18 protein-coding genes are annotated in these 19,680 nt (G+C 25.7%); 4 read left to right on the top strand and 14 right to left on the bottom strand.

The window, feature by feature from the left end:
- Positions 1-17 precede the first annotated feature (17 nt).
- The 6 genes from CLPUN_RS13580 to CLPUN_RS13555 form a co-directional block, all read right to left on the bottom strand.
- Positions 18-716 carry a hypothetical protein gene (locus CLPUN_RS13580; protein ID WP_077847801.1) on the bottom strand — a complete coding sequence of 233 codons (699 nt, stop codon included), beginning with the start codon at positions 714-716 and terminating at the stop codon, positions 18-20.
- Positions 683-2,437, bottom strand: coding sequence for a site-specific integrase (locus CLPUN_RS13575; protein ID WP_158078768.1), 1,755 nt, complete (start codon positions 2,435-2,437; stop codon positions 683-685). Before CLPUN_RS13575 ends, CLPUN_RS13580 begins: the two co-directional genes overlap by 34 nt.
- 1 nt (position 2,438) lies before the next feature.
- A complete protein-coding gene (locus CLPUN_RS13570) occupies positions 2,439-3,830 on the bottom strand; it encodes a hypothetical protein (protein ID WP_077847799.1) in 1,392 nt (463 codons plus the stop codon).
- Complete coding sequence (locus tag CLPUN_RS13565) at positions 3,811-6,480, bottom strand: hypothetical protein (protein WP_077847798.1); 2,670 nt, start codon at positions 6,478-6,480, stop codon at positions 3,811-3,813. The genes CLPUN_RS13570 and CLPUN_RS13565 overlap by 20 nt, the downstream gene beginning before the upstream one ends.
- Positions 6,481-6,494: 14 nt before the next feature.
- Complete coding sequence (locus CLPUN_RS13560) at positions 6,495-7,805, bottom strand: hypothetical protein (protein WP_077847797.1); 1,311 nt, start codon at positions 7,803-7,805, stop codon at positions 6,495-6,497.
- 576 nt (positions 7,806-8,381) lie between these two features.
- Positions 8,382-8,825, bottom strand: a complete 444-nt coding sequence (locus tag CLPUN_RS13555; protein ID WP_077847796.1) for a DUF5673 domain-containing protein — start codon at positions 8,823-8,825, stop codon at positions 8,382-8,384.
- A 688-nt stretch (positions 8,826-9,513) separates the two neighbouring features.
- On the opposite strand from CLPUN_RS13555, the gene CLPUN_RS28100 reads away from it, so the two are divergent.
- The gene (locus tag CLPUN_RS28100) at positions 9,514-9,669 is read left to right on the top strand and encodes a hypothetical protein (protein WP_198944340.1); all 156 of its coding nucleotides are present in this window, start codon (positions 9,514-9,516) and stop codon (positions 9,667-9,669) included.
- A gap of 183 nt (positions 9,670-9,852) precedes the next feature.
- Here CLPUN_RS28100 and CLPUN_RS13550 read toward each other — a convergent pair whose 3' ends face one another.
- The 3 genes from CLPUN_RS13550 to glyA form a co-directional block, all read right to left on the bottom strand.
- A complete protein-coding gene (locus CLPUN_RS13550; RefSeq protein WP_077847795.1) occupies positions 9,853-10,098 on the bottom strand; it encodes a hypothetical protein in 246 nt (81 codons plus the stop codon).
- A 301-nt stretch (positions 10,099-10,399) separates the two neighbouring features.
- Entirely contained in the window at positions 10,400-10,915 is a 516-nt protein-coding gene (locus tag CLPUN_RS13545) for a cysteine hydrolase family protein (protein ID WP_077847794.1), read from the bottom strand.
- 403 nt (positions 10,916-11,318) lie between these two features.
- A complete protein-coding gene (glyA, locus tag CLPUN_RS13540) occupies positions 11,319-12,554 on the bottom strand; it encodes a serine hydroxymethyltransferase (protein ID WP_077847793.1) in 1,236 nt (411 codons plus the stop codon).
- Between the two features lie 381 nt (positions 12,555-12,935).
- On the opposite strand from glyA, the gene CLPUN_RS13535 reads away from it, so the two are divergent.
- Both CLPUN_RS13535 and CLPUN_RS13530 read left to right on the top strand, forming a co-directional pair.
- The gene (locus CLPUN_RS13535; RefSeq protein WP_077847792.1) at positions 12,936-13,685 is read left to right on the top strand and encodes a threonine/serine exporter family protein; all 750 of its coding nucleotides are present in this window, start codon (positions 12,936-12,938) and stop codon (positions 13,683-13,685) included.
- A 177-nt stretch (positions 13,686-13,862) separates the two neighbouring features.
- On the top strand, positions 13,863-14,312 hold the full coding sequence (locus tag CLPUN_RS13530; protein ID WP_077847791.1) for a threonine/serine exporter family protein: 450 nt from the start codon (positions 13,863-13,865) through the stop codon (positions 14,310-14,312).
- Between the two features lie 67 nt (positions 14,313-14,379).
- On the opposite strand, the gene CLPUN_RS13525 is transcribed toward CLPUN_RS13530, so the two are convergent.
- Positions 14,380-15,030, bottom strand: coding sequence for a DUF6483 family protein (locus tag CLPUN_RS13525; protein ID WP_077847790.1), 651 nt, complete (start codon positions 15,028-15,030; stop codon positions 14,380-14,382).
- A 323-nt stretch (positions 15,031-15,353) separates the two neighbouring features.
- On the opposite strand from CLPUN_RS13525, the gene CLPUN_RS13520 reads away from it, so the two are divergent.
- A complete protein-coding gene (locus CLPUN_RS13520) occupies positions 15,354-15,920 on the top strand; it encodes a DUF4489 domain-containing protein (RefSeq protein WP_077847789.1) in 567 nt (188 codons plus the stop codon).
- A 138-nt stretch (positions 15,921-16,058) separates the two neighbouring features.
- On the opposite strand, the gene gshAB is transcribed toward CLPUN_RS13520, so the two are convergent.
- From gshAB to CLPUN_RS13500, 4 genes are all read right to left on the bottom strand, one after another.
- Complete coding sequence (gene gshAB / locus CLPUN_RS13515; RefSeq protein ID WP_077847788.1) at positions 16,059-18,398, bottom strand: bifunctional glutamate--cysteine ligase GshA/glutathione synthetase GshB; 2,340 nt, start codon at positions 18,396-18,398, stop codon at positions 16,059-16,061.
- A 174-nt stretch (positions 18,399-18,572) separates the two neighbouring features.
- The gene (locus CLPUN_RS28755) at positions 18,573-18,725 is read right to left on the bottom strand and encodes an MATE family efflux transporter (protein WP_242954130.1); all 153 of its coding nucleotides are present in this window, start codon (positions 18,723-18,725) and stop codon (positions 18,573-18,575) included.
- Between the two features lie 125 nt (positions 18,726-18,850).
- A complete protein-coding gene (locus CLPUN_RS28750) occupies positions 18,851-19,030 on the bottom strand; it encodes a hypothetical protein (protein ID WP_077847786.1) in 180 nt (59 codons plus the stop codon).
- Between the two features lie 218 nt (positions 19,031-19,248).
- Positions 19,249-19,647, bottom strand: coding sequence for an ArsR/SmtB family transcription factor (locus CLPUN_RS13500; RefSeq protein WP_077847785.1), 399 nt, complete (start codon positions 19,645-19,647; stop codon positions 19,249-19,251).
- Positions 19,648-19,680: the final 33 nt, after the last annotated feature.

The following is a 19,680-nucleotide window of genomic DNA, read 5'->3' as shown; positions in this document are numbered from 1 at the left end:
ATTCCTTTCTTTAATCATTACCAATCATATAACTGTGTAACATTATTTTTTTCTTCATTATCTTTATTAACTTCTTTAAGAATATTTTCATATTCTTTATAGAATTCAATCGGATTTGAAAAAGTATCATATATTGCTGATGCTAAAACATCATTTCTTTTATTTCCAAACTTCATCAAATCTTGCAATTTGCTTTCTGAACTAATATGTAAATAAAATAATGTATTAATCAAATCCAATTTTTTTGAATTTTCATCTTTTAAATTAATAATTGTCTCATCCTTTTGTAAAATTCTATCATTATCTTTTTCAATTTTCTCTTCCAACTTATTAATTCTTTCTACCAGTCTCTCAATAATCATATTATAATGTTTAAGATTTCCTATTAATTTTTCTTTATTATCATAATTCTTTTCCACTATTTCAATGATATCAATAACGTCCAATTGATCTTTTTCTGATATTTTTACAGTTTTAATCTTTAATAAGTTATAATTATCTACCAAATACTTTCCTGTTGTCTTCCACCATGTATAGGAAAGACAAAATTCCACTGCACCTTCTTCATATTTTCTTTTTACATAAGAATATATGTTTTTATATGATACTCTTAAATCAATATTTTCACTTTTGTCATACTCTAGAATTAATTTTTTTAGTTTTTGTTCATTACTTAATTCTTCTAAAATTCCTTTCCTTCCTCTTTTTGACTCCATTCACTCCATACCCCCTTTCGTAACTTTGCGATACATTTTAAGTTAGAATTAATTTCATTTCTAGTCGATGTTATTGTTTCTTGATACTCTTGATTTTTATCTTTTTTTCTAATTGCGTATAAAGACTTCAAAAATATCAATTTATCAACAGTTTCATTATAAAGATCATTTAAATCATTTTCTATTATTATTCGTTTCTCTAATAATTCCTCTGGGGAAATGCCCCAATATTCACAAAAATAATCACCTTTATGCTTCCAGTTATATGTAGGACATGGCATATCTTTATTTTTACAATATCCAATATCTAACTTAATATATTTTTCACTACTACCTTTCCCTATAAATGTATTCTCCATTAATTTTTCAATCATCTCTTGTGTTTCAAAAGTATTCATATGGCTAACGCATTCATTATCAGAAAGATCCCTAATACTTTTTTCAAGTTTTAGAACCTCAATATTCATCCATGTTTCTGCATGATTTATATAACTATATTGAGTTTCAGTATTATAATGTCCTGCTAAATACTCAATTTCTACTCTATTATAACCTTGCATCATCATATTAATTATAGCAATATGCCTCAAGTCTCCACTATAAATGTAATTTCTTCGTGATTCGTTTGTATTATGAATATTTTCCGTTTTATTTTTTTTAATTTCCAAGGTAAACTCTTTAATTATCTCATTGATAGTGTCATTAATTATATGAATTTCATTCTTTTCTATATCAATTTTATTCTGTACACTAATAGAAAATTCTTCTGATATTTGAATTAAATATTCTCTCGTTTCTGGCACTACATTACTTTTATAAAATTGTATAGCATCATATAATGTTGACGATATAGCGAATTTTTCTTCATAAATATTCTTTCGGAAGGCACCTTTTCTTTGATGTTTTAATCTAGGAAATTTAATATAATATTTACCATTTTCAAATCCAATACAATCATATTTAATTAAGCAAAACTCAGATGGACGCATCGGAATAATACAACCTAAATTAAACCATAAATATAAAATATAGAATTTATTATGTTTAGATTCATCAAAATTTTCGATGATTTCATTATACCAATTGATTAAATACATATTAAACTCAACAAACACACTAAATTTGGGTAACAACCTTGAACTACTCCTAACTTTGTCAGGAAATAATTCTATTATTTTCATTAATATATGACCATATTCTTCTTCATAAAGTTTTAAAAAAGATTTAATGCTTGTGATACATTTAAATAATGAATCATCACTTACATAATTAAGGCAATTAAATCTTATTATTAGATTTGCATTTAAGTCATCATAAAATTTATTAAGATTTTCATTTTTAAATCCATTAGTGTGCTTAACTGCAGATATAAAATATCTAAAATCAGTATGGCTCGTTATTATTGCTTTCCTTGTTATTATGTTAACAACCCAAAGCTTAGTTTTTAATATAAAATCTTCTATATCAATATCATTATTAAATTTTAAACATTCTCTTATCTCTTGAAAATCAAAAGTTTGAATTGAATAATCTATTTCATAAAGAAAAACCCATTTATCTTTTAAAAAATCAACATCAATTTTTTTCCCATACTTATCATCATAATTATTCAACATCTTAATTGCGTTATTAATCAAATATTTAATATCATATTTTCTTTCTTGAATCATATTTTCACTAATATCATTAACCGATGAGTTTAATATTATTTTTTTAGCCAAATTAGTCATCGCTCCTTAATAATACTCCACTTGTTCTATACTCAATTAAACCAAAAGAGTTTATTTCAGAACCAAGTTCCTTTATTCTATTAGTTCCTCCATTTACAAATCCATCTACAACGTTTCTTCCAAATATCTCTCTTGCTTCCATTACTTTATTATTTAATAAATATAAGTGATTTGCAATTTTTTTCTTTTCTCCATCATTTATTGAAAAATAATTATCTTTTATGAATTCTAGTAAATATATATAATTATCCATTATGTTAGATAATGCATATATATTTATAATTGCATAACTGCAAGCTTTACATCTATCATTAGTTTGCATCTCATCGATGTACTTGCATCGCTTAAGAATACATTGGTAATTCTTAAGATTTGAATTTAACAATCCAGCTATCGCTCTGCTATATAATTCTCTCAACTCATTTAATTCTAACTTTTTTATATATTCACGTGCTTCTTGCTGATCAAAAGATAATCTATTTATCACACCACAAGTTGCTTCCAATTTATCAATATCTCCAAACGTCTCTTTTATTTCTACTATTTTGTTAGTAAGTTTTTTATCACAATCAAAATCGCCATACAATGTCTCTGCAATAATTTTATATGCAAATCCAAAATTTCCTCTTTCAAACAATGTCAATATTAACTCATCAATTTCTTCATCAGTTAATATCACATAATGTTCTATTGTAGTTTCAATTCTTTTATGACCTCGCGCATATTTTGCTGTCTTTAAACCTTCTCCATTATCGGAATATATAGAATTATAAAATGACTCTAATGTCCGGTTCATTTTTCTATTTTCTAAAATAATATCTGAATTAAACATCTCAAAAAAAATCTTATAAGATTTTGATTCATGTGAAAAATCATTAGATAAGTTTAATAAAAAAGGTTCATCATTAACCAATCTTTGTTTGGTCAATTCACAAATACTTGCTGCAATTGCAAAAGGAATTTTTAATGGTTCTCCTATAACAAATATACTTTCTTGATTAACTTTATTTTTATTTATATAAGTTATATACCTTCCAATTTCATATATTATACTATTGGCTTCTTCTAAACTTGGTGTATTATTTTCAAGCCATTCCAAATTACATATTCTAGTTCCACTTAAGTCAATTCGTGGTATTTGTGTTAGAATAGTATTTCTTCTCCATGCATTTGTTAATAACACTATACAATATGCCCATGCACTCGCATATCTATAATACTTTGTATTATTTTTGTTAGTCAAAAGAGCTCCAATATCATTTAACGACTTACTTTTATGTAATTCTATATTAGCGCAATATTTATAAATTTCTTTATATTCATAATATGAATATATGTCTTTATTTTTTTCTTTTTTACATTTCTTACTTTCTGGATTTATCAATTTTAAACACCGGATATTTTTTCTTTAATAAAAAGCTTCTATATAGTGATTTTAAAAAGCTATAAAAATCTTGCTTATATGTAACTTTCACCAAACTCTTATCATCTAAATAAATCTTATTTATTTCCTGAGACGAATAATTAAAAATTTCATCAGAAAATTTACTAAAAATTTCTCTAGTGTTATATGCTAATTGATTTATTCTATGATTTTCTCTCCTTTTATCACAAAGATTCATTTTAATAAGTAAATGTTGAACATACTCATACCAAAGCTTTTTTGAACTTTGTTGCTTTTCAGTAAAATTTACTTTAAACACATTTTCAACTTTATTTTTGAAATTTTCAAAATGATCATTAATAGTTACTGAGTTTAATTCTTCATACTCATGTGATTTTTTCCATACTCTATAAACCTCATCCCTTCTATAGATATAATTGTTCTTCAAATATATATCCTTAGCTATTAATGGGATTTCCCTCTTATCTAAATTTATTCCTTTTGCACCATTATGTTTAGGAATTTTTTTTGCAAAAGATTTTCCATATAGCTTTTCAATACCAGTATAAGTTATATAGACATTTTCCATTTGATCAAGAAATAATTGTTTTTCTTCTATAAGTTCTTCTAAATTTTCTCTATTTATTAGGTATACACCGTTATATTTACAAATTATTTTTATTTTATTATTCTTAATTAATTGTGAAGATATTTTTTTACTGATTTTAAGTTTTTCTTCTACAGATGATAATGTTACACAATTATTTTTTTCAGCAAATTCAACATAAGTTAAAGGCTTTTTATTTGCTTCAACGAAAGTTTTAATAACTTTAACTAAGTCCTTATATATAAATTTATCAGTTGCATTTCCTAAAATAACAGGTTCTATTTTTAACTTTTTTAAATTCAATGTCAAATTAATAGCCTGAATTTGTAATTTATCAACTACATAATCAAAAGGAATTAGCTTATTAAAAAATTCTTCAAACTCACTTAAATTATACAAATATTCCACAACACAAGAATCCTTAATATCAAACATAGGTTTCTCGAGTTTCTTAAAACTTATAATGTTTTCCCCTACTTTTTTTATACTATTTGCTAAATTCAATTCAAATGAATTATTAACAAACGATTTTCCATAAAAACGTTTTGATATAACTTTTATGCTTACAAATTTTTCATCATCAGAAATAAACATTTTGCTATTGAATTCCTTAAAATTGTAAAGATTAGATATACATTCTTTTAAAAATCTATAGCATTTTACATCACATTTTTGTATTATTAGCTCAACATTTTCTGCACTTATATTAAATTCGCTACACAGATCTTCTTTTTTAACAAGTTCTTTAAAGAATTTAGTAACTTTCGCTTTAGAAAATACCTTAGGTAGTCTACATAATTTTTTGTGCCTAATATAATCGTAGCTGATTAAGCATTCTGGCATAATCAGCTTGCTTAATTGTTGTTGAAATCTACTTTTTCGAATTTTAGAAACATCAATTAAACTATTTACTTCCTTTAATTCAAGAACTTCATTTATATAAATATAATCATCATTTGATGCTTTTATTATATAATATAATTTCTTATATGCTTCCACATGAATGTAGTTCTTACTATTATAACTAATATATTTTATGTCCTTTTCATTAAATAAGCTAATGTTCTTTGCTATTAAATCATCCACTTGATCATCACTAAAATAATTATCAAAAAAAATTTCTTCTACTAGAGAACTATGAATATATAGTCCTAAATTTGTTTTTTTAACCTTATCATTAAATATTAGTATAGAATTATACTTGTCTATATAGCCAATATTAAATAAACTTTTGAAAACCTCAGACTTATCTAGTCTTAACTGATTACAAATTTCTTCAACACTTCTATACTTCTCTAATTCCATCATTCTAATAAAATCATTTCTACTAATAAATATCTTGTCAGCAATTGCATAGAAAGTAATTTCTAAATTTTTATTATATTTCTTTAACAACTCTTGACAAAATATAGTTTCCGCATTAACAAGCTTTGACAACACATCACTATAAATATTACTAGGATATTTATATCTAATTAATATATTATGTAAATAATAAAAAAAGAAATATGAATTTATAAATTCCTGCCCTAAAAAAACATTAATAATAACATTTAACTCTTCTTCAAATTTAGTTATCTTCTCTTGTGTCAAACTTATTCTGAGACTAGTTGCTTTCAAAATAAGAAACGAATCCGTAAACTTCGAGAAATTATAATGGCGACAAATCATTGAAAGATTATTACCTTTGAAATAAATTTGATTCAACCTTTCACCTAATTTAACACTTTTTACATTTAAACTATTCTCTATTATATAAATTTGTTCAGAACTTAACCCTATTTCGTTAGTTAATTTTTCTTTAGAAACATAATTTTCATAAAAAGTAAACAAACTTTCCATATAATATATTCTTCTTACTGGCGGTTCTCCACTAGAAATTCTAACTTCAAATTCTAAATCATGATAAATTATTTCTTCAATATTACTCAAACCATCATATAAGTCATTCATAATTCTTGTATTATTAATCTCAGTTTCTGAGTAACCTATAAACTTTGCCACTCTATAAATTGATCCAAATTTCTTATTATCAAAATTCATAAAAATTTTCCTTCTTAATACGTAATTATTTTTTTATAATCACTGCTAAATACTGAGAATTCATCATTTTCTATGTGTGGCATAATTATATTAATTGCCTTACTTATATTATATGTAGCAGACAAAACATCAAAATAACTACTCATAGAGTGTGTGTTAGAATCACCTCTAAGTATTGCTGTTTGCTCTACACTAAATCCAGCATCATGACAAAAATTTGTAAATATCCCCCTACATATGTGTGTTCCCCATCTAGTTTCAGAAAATTCTCGATAATCTTCATAACGTCCATTAGTTCCAAGTAAATATCCTTTGTAAATATCCTTCAATTCATTAAATCTATTTTCATATGTATCTCCTGACATTGCATTACCATCAATATCAAAAAATAGAATATCTGATTTGTTGCCTTTTTGTAATTTAGGTATTATATTATTAATATGATTTTTATAACAATAACTTAATAGTTTATTACTTAGACACGCTTGATCTCTTGGCTTTTTCACTGCTACAGTAGCTAAATTTTTCAACCTAGGGAAAAGAATGTCTTGATTGTCTCTTACTAATATAATTAATCCATCTTCTCCGTATTTTTTATTATTTTGTGATAATAACGAGCTCTTCATTAAGTTAACAACTTCACCCATTCTAAGTCCTGCAAAAATTTGTAATGCAACTGCAAAACTAATCTCAGGTTTTTCTTTAAGTGCAATAAGTAAAAATTCATAAATATATTTCAACCGTATTTCTTGTCTGTTATAATTATTCATATAGTTTTTAGGTACCATATCTTTTCTCTTAATTTTTCTATATAAAAATTTTTCGTCAGTTTTTCTATACATAAAATCTAACCTATAAGATGTTCTAGTATATCCTTTATACGTTGTAGTTATATTAGGAATAAATGTAGGTGATTCTTTTAAAATTTTCTCATCATCCAAGTACTTGTAAAATTCTGATAAATACATTTCTTTAATTTCTAATGTATTATTAAGATTTTTTTTCTCTTCCACACAGTACTCTAAATATGAATTTGCATGGTTAATATTTAAATCAGTTAATCCTTTAACATCATCAAACGCATTATCTGTTTCCTTCTTCATTAAAATATAATTTAAAAATTGGACTATATTTCTTGCAGGAGCTAATTCGGTATTAATTGAACCAGCATTTTTATGGTAAGTTTTATATAAAAAATGAGTTATTACATGTGGACTCTGATTTCCTGTCTTACTATCTTCAACTACGATTATAGCTGCTGGTATCCTTTCAACTCTATTTCCTATCCTTTTATGATATCTAATCTCTTTAACCTTAAATTCCATATATACCACTTCTTATCTAATCTTACTTTAATCTAATTATTGACTTTAATAGAAATAAAGTCAATAATTAATTACTTATAAAGTGTTACAATATCACATCTTATTTAAATAATAGATAATAATATTTATTTTTGACTATACTCTCCTAATAATAATACTAGAGTCTTACTCATTTTATTTATCTTCCTCTCTTAGGGCATAGTCAAAAAATAATAAATCCACATACTAGTCTATTTCTTATTATACTTCGCCACCATAATCACTTAATAGCCTCACTATAAGTTGATTACATTTACTTCTCTAATAGGAAATATACATCGTATCAATAGACTTGTTATTTTTTATATGTCTAATGCCTTTTTTAGTCAACTGTAAATCTTACATTACATTTATACATTATATCATATAATTCTATTTCCATTTTCATCTAGCTTAAAAATATTTCTAGAAATTTATATTATTTCTAAGACTTAATTTTATTAAGTTTTCTTCTAAAAATTTCTATACTTTTGGGGATAAAATATAAAGATTTACCTTCAAATGGTTAAAGGTAAATCTCTATATTTTATCAAAATTTTATTTTCTAGCATATTTTAATTCTCTTATTCCTAATAGGTATTTTTTAACTTCATCCTTATCTTTTTCGTTAAAAAGTAATCTTCTTACTCCTACATTGGTTTTATAAGAAAGTACATATTTATTCCTTTGTTCTTCTAAAGAATAAGTTTCAATCTTATTCCATGTAAGTACATAAGAATTAGTTAATATTCCTCTTTCTGTTATACCACATTTATTTCCAACAAACGCCAGCGGTAATATTCCTATTAATATTGCCATATCTTCAACTTTAAAATTTTTAGATATAGCTGTATAAATAACAAATCCAATTACTACAACCGGCATTATTACTTTATATTTATTTGTACCTGCAATTATTAATTTATTCTTTCGGTCTATTTTAATAAGAACTATATCTACTATCAGTATAAATATAAATGCTACTATACTTGATACACTCATTTTTCATCCTGCTTTCTATTTATTATGTAATAATAATTTTACTTATAATATTATTCGGTTATTTTTAATTATATGTTGAAAACAATCTTACATTATACTTATTTCCACTTAATTTTATTTAAGAATTAAGCTTAAAATATATATTTTAATTTTTAATATTGTTATTCCTCTTTATGCAGCTATGTATTTTTTTAATTGAATTTCTTCTTCTTTTTTTAAAATCAAACGCTTTTTTATATTTCTATTTGAATAAGTGAGAATACATTTTTCACCTTGAGCTTCTACATAAACTTCATCTATTTTACTCCACGCAGTAAACCAAGAACTTGTTATTATACCTTTTTTTACCTACAAAATCTAATTTATTATTTTTAATTGTAGTATAAAATAATATATCTGCCGCGAATATACATATTAATGGCATTACTAGTGTAAAATTCATTTTCTTTCCTCTTCTTTCTCTAATATATATGTTCTCATAAATATACCTAGTTCCCTTAAATAGTTTTAATTTAGGAAATTAATTAGAAATTATATATAAAAAACTATAATAACTTTTTAAGTACTTTATTATAACATATTTTTTATAAACCTGCTTATAATTTTAAAATCCCCATGTTAAATTTACCATATTAATTTTTATGAATATAGGCATACTATATATGTAAATGAAAAAGGAGATGATTTTATGGAAAATAACAACAAAAAGGACTATACAAAGAGTAATATTTTAAGAAATGGTAACAAATCACAAGGTCAATATAGTAAGAGTAGTTTTAATACAACAATTGAACAACCTGCATTAAATGAAAGTGGCGTAGAAGCTAAAAAAAGGGGCTTTTAAATCATTTACTTTATAAAACTCATTTTAAGTTGAAAAAAGATTTTTGCAAAAATAAAGGTCCGATTGCTCATTAATTTATTAATGTCAATTGAACCTTTAATACAAGATATTATTATAACATCTTGTATTAAATTTAATTTTTAGCCTAAGTATATGAAAAAAATATATTTTTCAATTTACCTTTTATAAAAGATTATAATCATTTAATAAATCTAACATTCCTTTAACTGCACGCTTGGCATCTCTAGGAAGCTTATCTATTACTTTTTGTCTTTCATTTTCATCACTAATTTGAGCTATTCTCATTACCTGTTGTTGAAGCCCTGGTATATTGCTTAATTCAGATACTACCCTATTAAACTTATTTGCAAAGCTTGGATCTTGCTGCATTTTTTGCTGAATTGTCATAATAAATTGAAAAGGATTCATTTTAGTCCTCCTGAAAACCTTCTTACTTCATATTTATAATATTCAAGAAGACTTTATAAGTTCACTGCTATTTTTCATATATTTAATAAAAAATACTCTCTATTAAAATAATATAACGATTTATTTTAGTTTAAAAATTAAAATATATAGTAATTCATAGTCTTTAAATAAAACAAAGTAACTAACTTGCTATAATTTCACTTAAAGATTTATCAGCCTTTCTGGCTTCAAAAATTTTATATTTTCCTCCATATAAAAAAGACCATTTCAAATATATAACTAATTTGAAATAGTCTTAAACTTACATATAATACACACCTAAAATTTTTAATTTTGTACTTAGTTTAATAAATTTTTCTGGATTAACTGTCCCTACACTATCACTTAAAATAGTAACTTTAAGGCCAATATCCATTGCCCCTTTAGCAGTTTTAAAAACACATCCAATTCCATCAACCCCAATAAGTTCTACCTCACTTATTTGATTTTCTTTTATAAATTTCACTAAATTATTATTTTTAAATGCATTTCCTACTTGCTTTTCAAAATAATTTTCTGATACAATTTTAATTCTTTTGTCAATTTTAGCTCCCTTGCTACCTGTAATTCCATATGGAAAAAATTTATTATAAAAGAAATTATTCGCCAATACATTTGCAATATAAATAACCTCATCTTTATTCTTTTTATAAATAGTAATTTTATCATTAATATTTTTAATAAGTTCATCTACATCTTCATAATTAAATTTATTCTTATTACGCTGTTCACCAATAAAATCTTCTTGAGCATCAATGACTAAAAGTGCTTTTTTCATTTACCTTCCCCATCTTCCATATAAAGTAGCTCTTAGCTTCAGATATAATATTCATAATATAAATCTTTTCTCAATACTGAAACTTAAAGAACTTATACCCCAAAGGATACCAAGTCCATACGTTGCAACCGTTATAGACCATTAATTTTACGGATACTAGCTATCTTACAAACTATATGAATCTCTCAATTTTTTCTATACTTTAATATGTATCTATAATATCATAATTTATTAAAAATTTCATTTAATTTCAAGTCACTTAAAATACTACTAGAATTATAAACTAAATTTAAAACTTTATCTTGGGTTTATATATTAATATTTCTAATAAATATATTGTTTTGTCTAATATTAAGAGGCTTCATTGTACTTAATGAAACCTCTCCATACATCCTTTTAATTATTATTTATATAATGGATATTTATCACATAATGTTTCTACTCTATCCTTAAGCCCTGATAAATCTCCCTCTCTGTTATCTATTGCTTCTCCAATAATTGTTGCAATTTCAGCCATATCTTCTTTTACAAAACCTCTTGTAGTAATTGCCGCCGTACCAATTCTAATTCCTGAAGTTACAAATGGACTTCTTGTTTCATTTGGCACTGTATTCTTGTTAACAGTTATCCCTACTGAATCTAATAATTTTTCTGCTTCTTTTCCTGTTACATTCTTGTTATTTAAATCAACTAAAAATACATGATTATCTGTTCCATTTGATACTATTTTAAATCCTTTAGAAATCAATTGATCTGCAAGTTCTTTGCAGTTTTCAACTATATTTTTACCATATTCCTTAAATGTTGGATCTAAAGCTTCTTTAAAGCATACAGCCTTTGCAGCAATAATATGTTCTAATGGACCACCTTGTATTCCTGGGAATATATTTTTATTTAAGATTTGAGCATATTTTTCTTTACAAAGAATTAATCCACCTCTTGGGCCTCTTAATGTCTTATGTGTTGTTGTTGTTACAAAATCAGAATATGGTACTGGTGATGGATGAACACCTGCAGCTACAAGACCTGCAATATGAGCCATATCTACCATAAGTAGTGCTCCAACTTCATCTGCTATTTCTTTAAACTTTGGAAAATCTAAAATTCTTCCATATGCACTTGCACCAGCTACAATAAGCTTTGGTTTGTTTTCTATTGCAAGTTTTCTCACATTTTCATAATTAATCACTTCAGTTTCTTTATCAACTCCATAAGATACAAAGTTAAATAATTTTCCTGAAAAATTAACTGGTGAACCATGAGTTAAATGACCACCATGACTTAAATCCATACCTAAAACAGTATCACCTGGTTCTAAAACTGCAAAATATACTGCCATATTGGCTTGTGAGCCTGAATGTGGTTGAACATTTGCATGTTCTGCACCAAATAATTGTTTAGCTCTATCAATTGCTATTTGTTCTATTTCATCAACTACGTGACATCCACCATAATATCTTTTACCCGGATATCCTTCAGCATATTTATTAGTTAGGTAAGAACCCATGGCTTCCATAACAGCTGGACTTACAATATTTTCTGAAGCTATTAATTCTATTCCTTTTTGTTGTCTTTCTAATTCTTTTTCCATTAAACTATAGATTTCTTTGTCTTCTCTTTGTATATTTTCAAAATTCATCTTTTTACCACCCCAACATATTTTTTGAACCCTCAAGGGTATAAGTTCAACTAAATTCAGCTAAAATATAAAGCCAAAAAGTTTCACTCGCTATTCAAATTATAAAATTTCTTACTAAATTAATCAACTATTTTCTATAATTATTTAATTTTTTCTATAATTATTTAATTTCAACTAATATTTTTAATTATTAGGCCTCAAAATGTATTTTTATTTATAATATCTCTTTATGTATTTCTACCTCTACTTTTAATCATCTATAATATCTCTTTATTTATTAATAATTTTATAATGAATATTAAAATTAGTTAGTTATATAAGAATTTTTTATTTTATGCTATAATTCATTTGACATATAAATTATTAATATGGAGAAAAATTATGGATTTAAATAAATTAATTACAATTTCTACTCTTGCTGGTAAAATTCTATTGGAAAGCGGTGCTGAAACTTATAGAGTTGAAGAAACCATTAGTAGAATATGTATTGCTTATGGCGCACATACCGCTGATAGTTTTGTAATTCCAACAGGTATAATTGTTACAGTTACTCATTATGATGAAGTTGCAACCATCGTTAAAAGGATTACTTCTCGAGGTGTTGATTTAAATAAAATAGATGCTGTTAATGATTTATCTAGGCGAATTCAAACTGAAGGTATAGAACTTTGTGATTTTAACAAAGAGCTTATAAAAATATCAAATGCATCTAGATATTCACATTTAATTACTTTGATATGTTCTGCTATGGCTGCTGGCTGCTTTTCAATAATGTTTGGTGGAGACCTTAAAGACTTTTTTGCAACAAGTTTAATAGGTTCTGTTATAAAAATAGTGTCTATTATATTTCAAAAATTAAATATAAATGAATTCTTTGTAAACTCCTTTTGTGGTGGATTATGTGCTATTTTAGCTACTATGTTTTTAAAACTAAATTTATGCTCTAATTTAGACAAAACTATTATTGGTTCTATCATGTTACTTGTACCTGGACTTATAATTACTAATGCTATTAGAGATACTATTGCTGGAGATTTTTTATCTGGAATAACAAAAGCCTCCGAAGCATTTTTAATTGCAGTTTCAATTGCAGTAGGTACCGGTGCTATCTTAAGCATATTTTATTTATAGATAATTTTACTCATATGCAGTTATTTAATATATGTTGGCTATATAAATTCTCAACTGTCAAATTTACTAATAAGTGATTATCTTTTAATTTACTTAAGAATCGTAGTTAAATTATTCAAACAAGTAATCTAAATAATTTCAAAGACATTTTGCTTTAATATGCAAGGGAGTGGTTTAATGCTAGAACAAATTATAGTTGCCTTTTGGGCATCTTTTGGTTTTGGAATAATTTTTAATATAAAAGGGAAAAAATTATTTTTTGCATCTATCGGTGGTGGCTTAAGCTGGTTTTTCTATTTATTCTTAACTAATTATGGAATAAGTAATATTTTATCGTTATTTATAGCATCTATAATTTTCAGCATCTATTCAGAGATTTGTGCAAGATATTTAAAAACACCTGTGACAACCCTAGTAATTTGTGCTCTTATCCCATTAGTTCCTGGCGCTGGCATGTATAATACTATGTATGAAACTATACTAGGAAATTTAAGTGGTGCATTAAAGCTTGGTATTGATACTGTAGCTAGTGCTGGTACCTTAGCCCTAGGTGTAATCTTTGTATCTACAATAACAAAACAAGTTACAAACCTAAAAAAAGTAAAAGAAAAACTATTTGAAAAATAAAATACAATAAAAAGGTTGCTTAAAATTCTGTTTTGAGCAACCTTTATATTACTGATTAAATGCTCAATTACATTCCCAATCTTCTTTCAAGTTCTGAAATTCCATCTTCAACTTCCCCTATTGGTAAATTTCCTAATGCTAATTTCTCATGGTCCTGCTCCTTAAGTCTATTGTAAAATCTCATTCCTTCTAAAATAATACTTCCATCATTATTTGTTTTTCTAAGCATGTAAAACAATGTATCTTCAGCTTTATCGAGCTTATTAGCTAACTCATAAATCTTTAGGATTTTTTTATCCATATCTAGTGAAAATTCATAATCACTTAATTCACCTGCCACATCTACTGCATCCTTCAAATATTTAGGATTTGTCTCATCATCTTCAGTATATGCCTTGAAAAAGCTTTCTAATGATTTTTCATAGTATTGAATTTTTGAATTTTCATCATTACTAATTTGACCTTGAAGATTCATAAGGCAAGCAAATGCAATAAATTTCTCAGCATTATATTGATCTTCTTTACTTATGAGCCCTTCTAAGCTATTAAATGAAAAAATATCTACAGTTCCTATATCAATTCCAACTAAAGCTTTAAGTTCTTTATTCACTCTTTCTTTAGCCTTTTTTATATCTCCATCTATTATACATTTATCAACTTCTTCTGTTACTAGAGTCAAAGTATTTTCTACTTCTTTCATATAATCATTTTTTAACATTTCAACCACACCTCATATTTTTGTTAATAAATTTCTATATATATTTAAATAATTTTTCTACATTTAATTATATATAAATTCTAATTAATTTACTATATTATGTTGCAATTTTAGTTCTTAAACAAAATTAAATCATTATAATTAATTTTAGAGAAAATTAATTTTTCAACATATACACACTAAAAACAGGTATAAAATCTAAATTAATACTATATACATCACATTTTTTTATATTTTTCATACAATGTACTATAAAAGAATCTCTTATAACAAATTTATATGGAGAAAACTTTGATAAACTTATGATGATATGGAGGTATTTTATGAATATTATTTCTGAAAACCAATTTGGCTTTGAAGATTCTATAGCTAATTGCAGACGTCGTGATTTTGAAGATGTGCTTGGCTCTGAAGTTTCTCTAACTAGTAGAATATGCCGTAATACTTCACCTGAACCAGGCAGATCATTATTAAGTTGTGGTTCTGGTGGAGTTGGACCTCTACCAATGATTTCAACACAATTATCTAGGCCTATACCTGTAGCTAGTGTATCTATAGACACTACTAATATGTGCAATCCAAAAATTCTTTTAACTTTTACTTGCTTAATTGTTTTGCCTGCAACTATCATGGTAAATTTAAATTTTGTAATTGTAAAAACAACAGATGGTGGTGCTCCTCAAGAAATAGGTGGAACTCATACTTTTTCAGAAATAGCTAGTGTACTAGAGTCTGAATCGTTTTGTTTCCAATATTGCGACTGTAGTCCTTGCCATAGTTGTACAACTTACACAATCAAACTTGAACCAAGTAGTTTAATTGCTGAAACAGCTGGCTTAACAATAACTAATGCAACATTAACTGCTTTGGCTGTTGAAACTCTTATATAGTAAAATAATTATATTACAGGGAGCTCTTTTTAGAGCTTCTCTAATTTTAATACGACAAAATGGAGAATTTTCATACTTCCTCCATTTTGCAATAATTTTTAATCTATTAATTTTTTAACTTATTTTTGCAATATTTTATTAAGCATACCCTAATACTTTTAATACCTCAAGCCCAATTTTCCTTTCAACACCTTTATATGGATAACAATGAATATGAATAGCTGGATTAAAGTTTAACTCAATTATTGCATAATTGGAATTTTCATCACTATACTCTTCTAACATCATATCTACACCACAAATTCTAGCATTAACTGCTTTAGCTGATGCAACTGCTATAGATTTAAACTTTTCTGAGATATCATCTGTATAATCTATACTGTCCCCACCTGTGCTTATATTGGAATTTTCTCTTAAGTAAACTACTTCATCTTTACTCGGAATATAATTGAAATCTTTATTTTGTTGTTTTAAAAATAATTCTGCATTTTCATCTAAATTTATTTTTTCAAGTGGTGTTACATAATGATGCCCTCGAAGTGGATCTTGATTTTTCTCTTCAACAAGCTCATCTATAGATTTTATACCATCACCTTTAACATTAGCTGGTACTCTATGCAGTATTCCAACCACCTTATCATCAATAACTAAAAAACGATATTCTTTTCCTTTTATAAATTCTTCTAGAAGTACTGTATTATCATGATTAAATGCAATTTCAAAAGCTTTCTTAATACTTTCTTTATCTGTTCCATTTTTAAATATATTTATTCCTATTCCAAAATTAGTTGACTTTGGTTTTATTACTATTGGTTTATTAACATAATCCTTTATTACACTCATAGCTTCTTCCATAGAATTAACTTCTATACCATCTGGAACTTTAATGTTACTATTTAAGAGTACTTTTTTAGTAACACTTTTATTTTCCATAATTAAAACAGTCACATAATTATCCTTTGAAGTTTTAGTTGCCTGCTTAACATATTCTATTTTATCATTCTTTTTAAGGGAAATGAAATTCTCAGACTTATCTAAAATTTCAACCTTTATTCCCCTTTTAATAGCTTCCTTCATTAAAATTTGAGTAGATAATTCTAATTCTTCGTATCCTTCTAATTTGAATCTATTATTGTAAGCACTGTTCTTATATCCTTTTGCTATATTTAAATGAGCATTAATGTACCCCTCTTCTTTTACTTTTTTTTCAATCCTATAAGCATATGTTAATTTATGATTTTTTACTTTTTCAATCATTAAATCAATAATTTCTTCTTTACCTAATTTAAGTTCATTGTTTATATTTTTAATAGTTTCTAATATTTCTACTCCCCATTGTTCTTTTGAAATAAACTTTCCATCTTTCTTTAACATAATATCATTTTGCCCAAACTTTGAAATTATGTTTTGGTTTTCCACTCCTTCTTCCTGCCACTTATCATAATCACTTTCTTTTTGAAGAAGCAGAAATATATTAAACACCTGAAGGAAATATAAATCCTCTAAGCTTATCCCACCTTTTTCAAAAGGATTAATATCAATACTTCTATATTCTAAATATTGAATTCCATCTTCCTTTAGAGAATCCATAAAGTTACTAACATCAGCAGGTTTAAGCCTTATAGAACTATAAAGCTCTTTATGACTATCTATAAGCTTATCCTTTATAAATCCTTTTAAACTTTCTATATACTCCTCGATTGAATTATAGTTTGGAAATAAATCAACTTTATTTTTATAACCACATTCACTATTTCTATAAGATAAAGCACCTATATTTGAAAATCCATCTTTGGTAATTTGCTTAGATGAATTTATACAATTACCTACATAACTTTTGTCAACTACTCCACTTGCGCCTAAAAGATATATAATAAGCCATCTATATCGAAGATAATTTCTTGTAAGTTTCAAGTAAATATTATTTTTAAATTCCTTGTAATCTAATTTCTCATTTTTGTGATTTACATCCTTAAAAAGCTCATTACTTATTTCGCTATTATACAATTTATTAATAAAATCATAGTTAAAAGAAAAATTATAATGTATTCCACATATAAGCTGCTTTTTTCCACCATATTTTTCTATTAACTTTTCTCTATATAATCTTGCCTCTCTACCTTTATCATTTTCACTATATTCTGAAACTTTAATTTTATTATCTTCTGGTACAATACCTGGCATAGATTGTGGCCATAAATATTCTTCTCCTATTTCCATTGCTACAATATCATAAAGTGAATTTGTGAAATTATAAGTTTCTTCTACACTTTTAAACGGTGGTGTTATTACCTCTATTTGACTTTCTGCAAAATCTGTAGTTATATAACTATTGTCAACCTTATCACCAAACACTCTTGGATGTTCCGTTTCTGATAATTCTCCTTTATCATTAACCCTTAAGCTTTCTCTTTCTATTCCATAATTCCCCTTTAATAACTCTTGTGGCGTAAATATTTCTTTAAATTTATTTAACATTTCTTACCTCCCTCTAGTAGCACCTATCTTTTACCTTATTTAAAATTTCTTTTAACTTTAATTATATATAATAGATACGCTATGCTTCCCTTTAAAATACTAGATACTTCAATACTATAATACAAATATCTGTTAAACCAAAAGGTTTTATTAAAACTAAGGCCATTAAAATTCTTAAACTTGTAATGCAACGCTTATCATAGCTGATACCTCTGGCTTTCCAATCCCTCTAAATAATACATTTGATACTATTTCTATAGCAATAAATACCTGTGAAAAGGCTATAGCTTGTAAATAAGCCTTTGCAATATATACTATCTTTATCACTAACAAATAATTTAATAAATAATACACAAAAAAAATAAAAAGGCGAAGGTCATAAGTAATGAACAAATTATTCCAATTTTTAAAGTTGTATATCATTCTCCCTTTATTATTCCACAATTTCCATTTTAAAGATTTTGTACAGTAAAGACTGCTATTGTTCCATGCAAACCTCCAATAACCATATATGTAATTTGTTCAATTTGTAATCCTGTTTTTTGAGGCGCTATAGCATCTGCACCAAATATAGCTATAGTTCTTGCAAGGAATATTTTAATTACAGTAAATAAAATTCTTTGGACATCCATAGGAATTCCTAATCTCCCAATTCATAACATGTTAACTGAGTTATATGTAAATTGTAAAAGTAAGCTTTCCATTATTGGTACAGATAATGTTGTTAGTACTTTTATAGCCCTGTCCCAGTCAAATCTATTTTTTCATTTTATCTCCATTCATATTTACTAAATCATTGAGGTTCTAAATTTTTATAATATGATACATCTATAAAAGTCAGTATATTTTATTAAACTTCATTATCTGGATTTTTACAAATAAAAATATTATCTTCAGTGTAAGTCTTCGCTTCATCTTTTATGCTATTATCTCTGCATACATATTTTTCACTATTACATATACAATTTTCTTTTTCTGTGATTAAATTTAATAAAAATAATACTAGTCTATTAGTATTATTTACTTTTAATTTATATTGATTCCATATGCCATCTTTTCTAGCCTCAATTAAGCCACAATCTATTAAAACTTTCATATGATGAGATAAGGTAGGTTGAGTAAAATTAAAACTTTCTAATACTTCACATGCACATTTTTCACCACAAGATAATAAATCAATTATTTTAAGTCTATTGGGATCACTTAAAGCTTTTAATATTTTTGCATTTTTTTCATATTCTGAATTCATATTTTACTCCTTTCAAAGATTATCCATATTAAT

Source organism: Clostridium puniceum, from assembly GCF_002006345.1.
Classification (GTDB): domain Bacteria; phylum Bacillota; class Clostridia; order Clostridiales; family Clostridiaceae; genus Clostridium; species Clostridium puniceum.
This window is presented reverse-complemented; position numbering and strand designations above follow the sequence as displayed.